The organism is Actinoallomurus acaciae (genome assembly GCF_042429965.1).
GTDB classification, from domain to species: Bacteria; Actinomycetota; Actinomycetes; order Streptosporangiales; family Streptosporangiaceae; genus Actinoallomurus; species Actinoallomurus acaciae.
On record NZ_JBHLZP010000279.1, the window covers coordinates 1 to 10776 of the forward strand.

The following is a 10776-nucleotide window of genomic DNA, read 5'->3' on the forward strand; positions in this document are numbered from 1 at the left end:
GCCCCGCCCTGCCCGCGCTGCGGCTCGGCGGCCACCCGGCTGACGTCGGAGTTCGGCGCCACCGCCTGCAAGGCCCTCTACCGCTGCACCGACTGCCTCGAGCCGTTCGAGCACGTCAAGGAGATCTGAGATGACCACGCTCGCGGCCGGCCCGGCGCCGGTCCGGCGCACCGCCTTCCACCCGCTGACCGTGGCGGCGGTGGACCGCCTGTGCGAGGACGCCGTGGCGGTCACGTTCGCCGTACCCGACGAGCTGCGCGAGGCGTACGCCTTCCGCGCGGGCCAGTCGCTCACCCTGCGCCGCGTCGTCGACGGGCGGGAGCACCGCCGGTCGTACTCGATCTGCGCACCGGCCGGCGCCGCGCCGCGGATCGGCGTCCGCGAGATCCCCGGCGGGCTCTTCTCCTCCTGGCTCGTCCGCGAGGTCGTGCCCGGAACCCGGATCGAGGTGCTGCCCCCGACCGGCTCGTGGCACGCCGACCCCGCCCTGGGCGAACGGCACCTGTGCGTCGCCGCCGGATCGGGCATCACGCCCATGCTGTCGGTCGCCGCGACGGTGCTCACCCACCCCGGCGCGCAGGTCTCGCTCCTCTACGGCAACCGGACGAGCCGCACCGTCATGTTCGCCGAGGAGCTCGGCGACCTGAAGAACACCTACGGCCCCCGTCTCCAGATCGCCCACGTGCTCTCCCGCGAGCCGCGTGACGTCGAGCTGTTCTCCGGCCGGCTCGACGGCGAGCGGCTCCGCCGCATTCTCACCGGTCTCGTCCCGGTCGAGGTGTTCGACCACGTCTGGCTTTGTGGCCCGCTGGAGATGATCGAGGACGCGCGACCGGTGCTCACCGGCCTCGGCGTCCCCGCGGACCGCGTGCACGTCGAACTCTTCTACGTGGACGCGCCCCCGCCACGGCCGCGGCGGCAGGAGCACGGCATCGCCCCGGGCGCGACGACCGAGCTCACCACGGTGCTGGACGGCCTGCGCACCACCTCCACCGTCTCGCGGGAGACGACGATCCTCGACGGCGCCCAGGCCACGCGCGCCGACCTGCCGTTCGCGTGCAAGGGCGGCGTCTGCGGGACGTGCCGTGCCGTCGTCCGCGAGGGAGAGGCCGACATGCGCCGCAACCACGCCCTCGAACCGGCCGAGGTGGACGCCGGATTCGTCCTCACCTGCCAGACGTTCCCGGTCGGGGAGAGCGTGACCGTCGACTACGACGCCTGACCCCGCCCGCGGCCCGGCCGGCGTTCGTACCGGGCCAGGCCGTCGAAGGCGATGGCGATGATCGCGTCGGCGACCGTCGCCGGATCGTACGCTCCATCCGGGCGATACCACTCGACCAGCGAGTTCACCATGCCGAACAGCAACCGGCTCACCAGCATCGGCGGCACGTCGTCGCGCAGCGCGCCCTCCGCGACCGCGTCCGCGACGAGCGCGGCGAGGCGGTCGTCGAGCCAGCGGCGCCGTTCGAGGGCGGCCACCTCGACCTCGCTGTTGCCCCGCACACGCAGGAGGAGCGTGACGGAGGGCTGGTGCGCCACGAGGACCTCGACGCTGCGCCGCACCATCGCGCGCAGCCGCTCGTAGGCCGTCGTCCCCTCCCGTTCGCGGGACGCCTCGGTCACGGCGGCGGTGAGCTCGTCCAGAGCGTCGTCCAGCGCCTCACCGAGCAGTTGCTCCTTGCTCGTGACGTGGTGGTAGATCGCCGGCTTCGTCAGCCCGAGCTCCTTGGCCAGGTCTCCCACGCTCGTGGCGTCGTACCCCTTGCGGTTGAACAGCTCGACCGCGGCGCGCAGGATCGCCGGCTGGTCATAGCCCGGCCGGCCACGCCGGCGGCGCGGAGTCGGCGCGGCGGGTCCGGTTGTCGTCACGTACGCAGCATAGGTCCGCTCTCATCGGCTCTCATCGGCGCGGGTGGAGGCGGTGGCGCACTCGGCCGTGCGGCTGGGCGCTATCGCAGGGCCGACAGGACGTCGGCGATCGAGTCGAGGGAACGCCGCAGGTCGTAGGAGAGGGACCGGGTGAGGGGGATCGGATAGGTCGGGTTGGCGTCGGCGTGCTTGGACACGGTGACGAACTGGCAGGCCGCGCTGACGGTGTAGAAGACGTTCGTCGCGAATCGCTGTTCTTCGGACTGCCGCCTGCTGGACGGCCGTATCAGCAGGGTCGCAATGCTCTCGCGCCATTCGCCGGGGAGCTCTTTGGGAAGGGCCAGAGCCGCGCACAGGTCCTTCGCGGCGACGTGCAGTTCGTCCGGCGGCGTCCGCCGGACGATCCTCCACAGCTGCGCGACGAGGTAGCGGGCCTCCGTCATGCTCGGCCGGAAGGACCAGGCGCTGCTCACCTCACGGTGTGCGTCGTAGGCCGCCGCCAGGAAGCCCGCAGCGCCCTGCCTTCCGCCGAGCCGGGAGACCAGCCGCTCCAGCTCCGGCCGGCCCCCGGAATACACCTCGTCCAGCCGCGCGACAAGGTTCGTCTCGACGTGGAACAGCAGCGCGCATATCCCCTGGATCGCGTTCTCGTTGCTGTCCAGCGGGGCCTCGACGAGCCACGTGAGATCTTCGATGCCGACCATCAGCTCGCGGCCGTCGCCCGGCCACCAGTCGGGCATCACCACGGGCGAGGAGATCTGTGGCACCGCCAGTTCGCCCCGAGCGATCAGCACCACGGTCGCCTGGCGTGCGGGCCCGGGTTCGCCGAGCCTCCGCTCGCAGGCGGTCCTGTTGTCGTTCAGCAGGGCGATCAGGTCTTGGAGCAGGCTGTTGGCGATGGTGAATGCGGCATTACGGACGATCAGCACGATGACCCTTTGACCGGCGAACTCCGCCCGCAGCTTGCCGGCGTACTCCTCCCGCCCTCCCGTCACCTGGTACCAGTAGACGTTCAGCTCGTCGGCGGAGCGGCCGTCCCTTCGCCGGATCTCCTCCGCCAGCCGAGCGGGCTCGACCGCGTTCTGGCGCGGGCTCATGCGCTGGTCTTCCCACGGGAGATGGCCGCGATCCGGCACAGCAGCGGAATCCGGGGGCGGACCGTGTCCTCGTCGAAGACGAAGAAGTTGCTCTGCGCCCCGCTGGAAAGCAGGAGGTCGGGGTCCTCGCTCATGCGTTGCGTCACATCCTCGGCGATCCCCCTGAAGTCGCCCCGTGTGCAGGTCAGGGTCTGCGGTGAGGACCGTCCGATCTCGCTGAGGCACACATAGACCGCGTGGAGCCAGGGGGTCTGCTCCCGCCCGAGGGCGCTCATCGCCTCCGCGGCCGCCTTCCGGAAGAAGACGTACTCCCGGATCATGTTGAACCGCTCCTTGCGCAGCCGGACCTTGGCGAACTCCGCCATGTCCTCGCCGGTGAGCCGCAGACCGGCCGCGGGACGGCCGATGTCGATCAGCCAGTCCACGAGGTCGATCAGCAGCTTGACGGTCAGGAACGGATGGCCCGAGGTCTCCCGGAACAGACCGTCGGTGAACGACGGCTCGAAGTCCATCCGGTTGGCCAGGACCTTGGCCACGAACTGGGTGAATTCCTCGCTGGCATCCCCGTGCTCGTGGAAGAACAGCGGGAAGGGATCCTGCCTGACGTAGGGGCTGAGCTGGTTCTGGTCCATCAGGATGTGGTGCGCGTCAGGCTGCTGGCCCAGGAAGACCAGAAGGTTGTCATGGCTGAACCCGACCATCTGGTTCAGCAGAGGCTGGATGACCGGGTACCTGATGTCCGGTTCGATGCGCAGCGCCCTGCGGAACTCGCCGAAGAGGGTCTCGTACTCGTCGAGCACGAAGACGATGCGATCGCCGTCGCCCTGGCGGAGTACCCCGCACCTGGCGATCAGGTCGGACAGGAACGTCTTGGGGATGCGCCGGCCCTCGTCCAGGGCCGCCGTCACACCGGCGAAGAACTCCCCATCCGACGAGGCGGCGCCCGCGGTCTCACAGGTCTGGGTGATGACCGTCGAACGGGCGGTCGTGGAGCCCAGGTCGAGACCGGCAGTGGTCTTCCCGCTCCTCCGGACGCTGCACCAGAGCCGCACGCCGTTTCTTCGATCGAAGGTCCGCAGCAGATCCTGGACACTCTGGCGGTAGACGTGTGCGAATCGCAGGAGCCGAGGGCGATCCAGCGGGAAGTCGCGTGCGTGGTTGTGGGAGAGGGGCTGGCTCAGCGCGGAACGCGTCCCCTGGCGGTAGGACCTGAAATTCAGGGTGCTGAGGATCGCCTCACGCGCGGTCTCCGTGGTGGCGGGGTCGCCATCGGTGGTGACGGTGATGTCCCGCAGGTGCCGGCTCGTGTTGATGAACGTACGCAGGTCTCCGCGGGCCGGGCCGATGAGCAGTGTGACGTTGCGGGTGCTGGCCTCGTCGAGGGCGGCGCGGTCGATGAACTGGAAGTGGCACTGGATCTGGATCAGCTGCTGGTTCGACGCGAGGGAGGACGGCCGTAGCGATATCTCCAGTCGCCGTTCGGCGTGGCTCCACAGGAACTGTGACAGCGCGGGGAGAGGCGCGTGACTTCGGCCTTTTCCGATCTTGTCGAGCGCCTCGACCAGTGGAACCACGTTGTTGCTGACGCCGTCGCGGAAGTCGCCGACCTCGATCTTCGATACCAGGTACTCGAGGTCGGCCGCCGTCAGGAAGGCCAGCGCGTGCCCCCAGCTGCGGCCGTATCGAGGCAGAATCTGCCCTCCGACGGCCTCCCCGAATTCCATATCGGTGTAGCCGTCCAGAATGCCGGTGAGCATGGCGGAGGTCAGTGCGCGAAGTCGGCGTGCGGTCCGGACATCCGACGCAAGCGGAAGCTTCGCGGAATAGAACTCGATGGGCAGGTCCAGGAACGCCTGGAGCCCGTTGATGGACTTCGCGACGGCGTAGTCGACGAGCTCCCCCTGCTCCTGAAGGTAGTCGAACCCCTTTTGGAAGATCTCGCGGGAATGGTGGGCGATCCGCTGTTGAATGTCTCCGCCGAGACTGGCTCGATCCGTCACGCCGAAGAACCAGTCGAAATAGCTGGAGAGCTGCTGGCGATAGTCCGTCGACCACTGGAAGATGCGGTGCTGGGCGAGCTGGTCGAGCGATCGTGTGAACTGCGCCAGTTTGTCGTTGACGGACTCGGAGGTGTGCGTCTCCGGCGGCTCGTCCTTCGGGGGCACCGCCGGATCTCGGCGCGGCGGCGCGATCACGAGTCGCGCCTTGACCGTGACCCCCTCGGCCGAGGCGGCGAGAAGCCGTTCGAGCTCTTCGGTCAGGGCCCTTTTCCGCTTCTTGAGGAAGTGGCCGATCATGTTCCGAAGAGCGTTCTCGTGCCGCCGCAGCTCCGCGCCGTCCAGGCCTCTGATCAGTCGCTCGGCCTCTTCCTGCGCCTGTTCGGGCTCTACGGTGCGCACCAATTCCTTGATCTTCGCTATGGTTTCGCCCACCTCCGCCACAAGCCGATGGTAGGGCACTATCCGCATCTGCGGACGAAACAGGCTAATAACGGGTCGGCCACATATTAAACGCCATTAGTCCGAATCCTGGTTCTCGTATCTCGGCGAGGAAAGGGCGGTCAGCCCAGGTGACGTGCTGCGACGCGCTGTTTCAAGAGGCCGACGAGCATGTGGTTGACCGACAGCATGAGGTCCTCGAAGTGGAAGTTGTTGTCGTTCTTGCCGACCTGACCGGGGAACCTGGAGGTGCCGGGGACCACCAGGCAGACCTCGGCCAGCTCCCTGCACCTGCCGCCGTCTCCCTTGGTCATGGCGAACGTCCGTGCGCCCGCCTCCACCGCCACCTGGAGGGCCTTGGTCACGTTGGCCGAGTTGCCGCTGCCGGAGTAGGCCATCACCAGGTCTCCGGGGCCGACGACGGGGGCCAGGGACGCGGCGAACATGTCGTCGGCGCCGATGTCGTTGACGAGCCCGGTCAGCTCGGCGGCCGATGAGCACAGGTTGACGAACGACAGGCGTTTCACGTCCGGCGGAAGCGGCCGGGTCTTGTCCTCGGTCACGAACGGGTGATGCTTGAAGTCGCAGTAGAAGTGGTCGAGGGTGCCGGCGTTCCCGCCGTTGGCCATGGCGTAGACGGTGCCGCCCTCGTCGTAGGTCGCGAACAGCATCCCGGCGGCCCGCTCCAGGACGGCCACGGGGAAGTCCTCCACGATGCGGCGTTTCTCGGCGAGGTAGAGCCCGATGGTCTCGGCGAGGGTCACGACCGGCCTCCCGCGTGCTCGGACTCGATCCGGCCGTGTCCGCGTCCCGCGTCGTCCTGCCACCGGATGACGTCGTCCAGTTCGGGGGTGGAGACCTCGATGGAGGTGTAGTCGGTCCGCGCGATCACCCGATGGAGATCGTTCGGCGGGTTGGTCCAGCCCGAACGAGGACGGTGGACGGTCGTCGTCAGCCTCCCCACGTCGATCACCGCGTCGAGGTCGTCCGGCGCGGTCGCACCGCTCAGCACCGTGGCCTCACCCTCGATGACGTAGTTCGTCTCCAGCTTGTACCGGTGGGACTGCAAGGACGACTGGTGTCCCTCGGTCATCCGGATGCGTTTCAGCGCGTACGGGACGCCGGGAAGGTTGCGGGTGTACCAGACCTCGCCGCCCCAGGGCTTGTCCACCGTGTAGTCCGAGAGGTCCGGGCAGCGGCAGGTCCCCGCCCGGAGCCCGGCGCCGGTCGCCTCAGTCGTCTCCCCGAGGACGGAGCCGGCCTCGACGACGATCGCCGGTCCGGCGCCGTCGTTGACGATCCGGTGGACGCATCCCGGCAGGGCGTGCCAGCCGTTCAGGTACCCGTACGTCCTCGGCGGCGCGCCGCCGTGCGGGGTCTCCACCCGCACCCGGCCCGCGATGACCACGAAGCTCCGGTGGTCGCGGGGATGGGAGACGAACGGGGTCGCCCGCCCGGCCTCGATCGTGTGCTCCGCGAACAGATAGGCGCCGGCGGCGGCCGGGTCGGCGAGCCGTCCGGTGTGCCCGTAATCGGTGGTGACCTCGGTCGTTCTCATCGTTGCACTCCCATCATCCGGTCCAGCCAGCGGTTCGCGTCCTGCTCGCGCAGCAGCCGTCGTGCCGCCGCCCGGTCCGCCGGGGCCGCGCCGGAGGTCATCGCGTCGCGCATGACCGAGGCGGTGGCCTCGACGTCGAACGGGTGCACCGGCGTCACGTGGTCGGCCAGCTGCTCGTACGCGCCCGCGTTGACCGAGAGCAGCAGCCGGGCGCGCTCGCCGAGGTAGAGGGCCTCCTTGGCGACCAGGTTCATCCCGTCGAACGTGGGATTCACCAGCACCAGATCGGCCCCCGACAGGGCGGCCACCACGCAGTTCCGCGTGGTGGGCAGGTCTGGATAGATCATCGAGACGGCCGGCCGGCCGGGGGCGCCGAACCGTTCGTTGATGTCGGCCACCAGGTCCTCGCACTCGCGCTGGAGCTCCCGGGTGCGTTCGGTCGGGCGGCCCGGCGGGGTGGCGACCGCACAGAACCACCACGCTCCGGCCAGCCCGGGCTCGCGCTCCAGCACGCTCCGGTATGCGGCGAAGCCGCGCGGCAGGTTCTTCCACAGGTCGATGCGGTCGGCGCGGGCGATCACGCGGCGTCCGCCCGCCTCCCGTTCCAGCCGTGCTCGCCACCGCGCGGTGGCCGGCTCGCCGCGCAGCCGATCCACCGTCGCGACGTCCAGCGGGAACGGGGCGACGGTGACCCGGGTCCGGCGCCCGCCGTACGTCACGCCCCGGTCGTCGACCGCGCAGCCGGGCAGGAAGCGCGCGCAGCAGCCCAGGAACGCGCGCGCCCACCGGGTGCAGTGGAAGCCGATCACGTCGGCGTGCAGCAGGCCGGTGAGGATCCGATCGCGGATGTGGGCGGGAAGGACGCCGAAGTAGTCGGGCTCGCACCAGGGCAGCCCCTGGAAGAACGCGATCCGGCCGTGGCGCCGCGCCCGCCGCCCGAGCATCTCCGGCACCAGGAACAGGTGGTGGTCGTTGACGAGCACGAACTCGTCCGGAGCCCCCGTCATGAGGGCCGCGACCCGGTCGGCGTACGCCCGGTTGACCGCCTCGTAGCCGGCCCACGCCTCCGCGAGCCGCCCCTCCGGCTGCCGCGCGGTGTCGAGCAGGTAGTGGAACAGCCACAGCAGCAGGCGTACGCCGATCGTCTCGTAGTGCCGGTCGACCGTCGCCCGGGGCAGGCGCAGCCGGTGCAGCGTCACGCCGCCGGGCAGCCCGGTCACCTCGACGGAGCCGTCACCGGACGGGTCGTCCGGCCCGGCGCCCACGGGCATCGTGCACACCCAGTCGCCCCCGTGCCGGCCGAGCAGCGTGGCCAGCAGCGGCACCAGGCCGCCCGGCGAACGGGGGAGCAGGCCGGCGCCGTCCTGCCACCGCGGTGCGCTGTTGCTGCAAACGATCAGTCTCAAACCGGTCGCCTGTCCTCGGGTCGGCATCGGACACGGCGGGCTCACCTCGCGGTCTCCCGGACGAAGGCGGCGATCCCCGCCGCGTCCAGCCGGTACCGGCGGTAGAGGTCCTCGGGCGGACCCGCCTGCCCGTAGTCCGGTACGGCCAGCACGTCGAAGCGGGGGCGCTCCGGCAGGCTCAGCACGACACGGCCCAACTCGTCGGCGAGGCCGCCGACGAGGTAGTGGTCCTCGACGACGACCACCCGGCGGTGCGTCCCGGCCAGCCGTGCGACCGACGCCCGGTCCACCGGCAGCGACGACACGTTGACCACGGTGGGGGTGATCCCGTCCGCGGCGAGCCGGCCGGCCGCCTCCACCGCGACCGGCACCGTACCGCCCATCGCGAAGACGACCACGTCGGCGCCCTCGCGGACCACGTGCGGGATCCCGAACCGGAACCGGTACCCCTCCGCGTGCACCTCCGGCTGCGGCTGCCGGCACAGCCGCAGGTAGCTCGGGCGCCGGTCGGTCGCCAGGTGCTCCATCATCTGCCAGACCTCGGCGCCGTCGGCGGGCTGGAACACGCCGACGTTCGGCAGGGTGCGCATCAGCGCGACGTCCCGCAGCCCCATCTGGGTCGGCCCGTCCCGCCCGATCGCCAGCCCGGCGTGGGTGCCGACCAGGACCACGCCCGCGTCGTTGAGCCCGACCGTCTGGAAGATCTCCAGGAACTTCCCGGTGAGGAAGTGGCCGAAGCTCGCGACGAACGGCCGGAACCCCTCCTGCGCCAGCCCGGCGGCCACCCCGATCGCGTTGGCCTCCGCGATGCCGCACTCGAAGAACCGGTCCGGGAACTCCTCCTTGAACGGCAGCGTCCGCGTCGCCTTGGCCAGGTCGCAGTTCACCACCACCACGTGGTCGTACTCGCGGGCGATCTCGACCAGCGCGGCCCCGAACCAGTCCCGTGTGGACGTCATGTGGCGGCTTCCAGAAGAGTCTCCAGGTAGTCGACCGCGGCCGCGTACTCCGCGGCCGACGGGAGGTCGCTGTGGCTGCCGTCCAGCAGGACCCGGCCGGGGCCGAGCCGGCCCTTGCGCGTGTGCGCGATGATCGCCGCCGGCCGGCCGGGCTCGCGCCGCCGCAGGGCGTCGCGCAGCTCCCCGTGGTCGTGGCCGTCCACCTGGACGACGTGCCAGCCGAACGCGCGCAGCTTGTCCGGCAGCGGGCACAGCGGCAGGATGTCGCCGACCGCCCCGTCACTCTGGCTGTCGTTGTGGTCGATGATGGCCACCAGGCCGGAGACCCGGTTCGCGCCGGCGTACAGGAACGCCTCCCACACCTGTCCCTCCTGGCATTCGCCGTCGCCGAGCAGGCAGTACACCGTGGAGTCCCGCCCATGGAGCCGGCGGGCCACGGCCCGGCCGACGGCCACCGACAGGCCCTGGCCGAGCGCTCCGGTGCTGACGTCCACGAGTCCGAGCCGGGTACGGTCCGGGTGCCCCTGCAACCGGCTGTCCAGCGCCCGCAGCGTGCCGACCTCCTCGGCGGGCAGGTCGCCGTCGACGATCAGGGCGGCGTACCAGGCCGGAGCCGCGTGGCCCTTCGAGAGCACGAACACGTCGCCGGAGCGGCCCGCGCTCCGGTCCATCTGGCCGAACTTCAGCACACTGATGATGTCGGTGCACGAGAGTGACGAGCCGGCGTGCCCGGAACCCGCGCGGTGGATCATCTCCAGCAGCACGAGCCGGCATCGCGTCGCGAGCCGCGCGATCCGGGCCAGGTCGGCGTGCTCGGCCGGGCCGACGACCGCTCCCTCACCCCGCATCGGCGCTCCCGTTCCCGTTCGCGGCCGGTACCGGGCCGGCCACCAGCCCCGCGATGTAGTCGGAGACGGCGACGATGGTCGGCTGCCGCCACAGCAGCGTCGTCGGCAGCGAGCACCGGAACCGTTTCTCCAGCCTGCGCCGGACCACGACGGTGAGCACCGAGTCCAGCCCCTGCTCGACCAGCGGGCGGTGCGGCGACAGGTCGGCGGGCGCCAGCCGCATCTCCATCGCGACCTGCGCGCCGACCTCTTCGATCAGGAACGCGCGCAGCTCCTCCGGCGGCAGCTCGGCGAACGACTCGGCGGGCCGCTCGCCCTCGGCGCCGTTCTCCCCGGCGGCCGGCGCGTCGATCACCGGGTACCGCAGGCCGGACAGCCACGCGACGACGGCGCCGGCCTGGTCGGTGACCCGGACCTGCACCGTGTCGGCGCGTTCGGGGTCCAGCCACACCTCGACGTCGGCCGCGTCCGGCGGCTCTCCCACGGTGACGAGCCGGTCGACGTTCGTCACCATGCGCAGGAGCGGGTCGCCGGGGAACGCGCTCGGCGCGACCGACATCGCCGCGTCCAGCACGGACGCCCACCCGCCGGGCGTGGCGCC

General features: G+C 70.7%; 11 protein-coding genes. 2 read left to right on the forward strand and 9 right to left on the reverse strand.

Annotated features, from left to right (window positions below):
- Both ACFFNX_RS30240 and paaE read left to right on the forward strand, forming a co-directional pair.
- On the forward strand, window positions 1-129 hold a 129-nt coding region (locus tag ACFFNX_RS30240), incomplete at its 5' end, for a PaaD-like zinc ribbon domain-containing protein (protein ID WP_446678533.1).
- Window position 130: 1 nt separating this feature from the next.
- Window positions 131-1222 carry a 1,2-phenylacetyl-CoA epoxidase subunit PaaE gene (gene paaE / locus ACFFNX_RS30245; RefSeq protein ID WP_378209274.1) on the forward strand — a complete coding sequence of 364 codons (1092 nt, stop codon included), beginning with the start codon at window positions 131-133 and terminating at the stop codon, window positions 1220-1222.
- Here the strand turns inward: paaE and ACFFNX_RS30250 are convergent.
- The 9 genes from ACFFNX_RS30250 to ACFFNX_RS30290 form a co-directional block, all read right to left on the reverse strand.
- Window positions 1210-1869, reverse strand: a complete 660-nt coding sequence (locus tag ACFFNX_RS30250; protein ID WP_378209275.1) for a TetR/AcrR family transcriptional regulator — start codon at window positions 1867-1869, stop codon at window positions 1210-1212. The genes paaE and ACFFNX_RS30250 overlap by 13 nt on opposite strands.
- An 80-nt stretch (window positions 1870-1949) precedes the next feature.
- On the reverse strand, window positions 1950-2966 hold the full coding sequence (locus ACFFNX_RS30255; protein WP_378209276.1) for a hypothetical protein: 1017 nt from the start codon (window positions 2964-2966) through the stop codon (window positions 1950-1952).
- Complete coding sequence (locus ACFFNX_RS30260) at window positions 2963-5365, reverse strand: hypothetical protein (protein ID WP_378209277.1); 2403 nt, start codon at window positions 5363-5365, stop codon at window positions 2963-2965. The genes ACFFNX_RS30255 and ACFFNX_RS30260 overlap by 4 nt, the downstream gene beginning before the upstream one ends.
- Before the next feature lie 161 nt (window positions 5366-5526).
- A complete protein-coding gene (locus ACFFNX_RS30265; protein ID WP_378209278.1) occupies window positions 5527-6168 on the reverse strand; it encodes a D-sedoheptulose-7-phosphate isomerase in 642 nt (213 codons plus the stop codon).
- Entirely contained in the window at window positions 6165-6962 is a 798-nt protein-coding gene (locus ACFFNX_RS30270; protein ID WP_378209279.1) for a cupin domain-containing protein, read from the reverse strand. Before ACFFNX_RS30270 ends, ACFFNX_RS30265 begins: the two co-directional genes overlap by 4 nt.
- Window positions 6959-8368 (reverse strand): trehalose-6-phosphate synthase, encoded by a 1410-nt coding sequence (locus tag ACFFNX_RS30275; protein WP_378209280.1) that lies wholly within the window; start codon window positions 8366-8368, stop codon window positions 6959-6961. The genes ACFFNX_RS30270 and ACFFNX_RS30275 overlap by 4 nt, the downstream gene beginning before the upstream one ends.
- Before the next feature lie 41 nt (window positions 8369-8409).
- A complete protein-coding gene (locus ACFFNX_RS30280; protein ID WP_378209281.1) occupies window positions 8410-9327 on the reverse strand; it encodes a transketolase family protein in 918 nt (305 codons plus the stop codon).
- Complete coding sequence (locus ACFFNX_RS30285; protein WP_378209282.1) at window positions 9324-10175, reverse strand: transketolase; 852 nt, start codon at window positions 10173-10175, stop codon at window positions 9324-9326. Before ACFFNX_RS30285 ends, ACFFNX_RS30280 begins: the two co-directional genes overlap by 4 nt.
- Window positions 10165-10776: acyl carrier protein (locus tag ACFFNX_RS30290; protein WP_378209283.1), on the reverse strand; the 612-nt coding region annotated here is incomplete at its 5' end. The genes ACFFNX_RS30290 and ACFFNX_RS30285, both read right to left, overlap by 11 nt.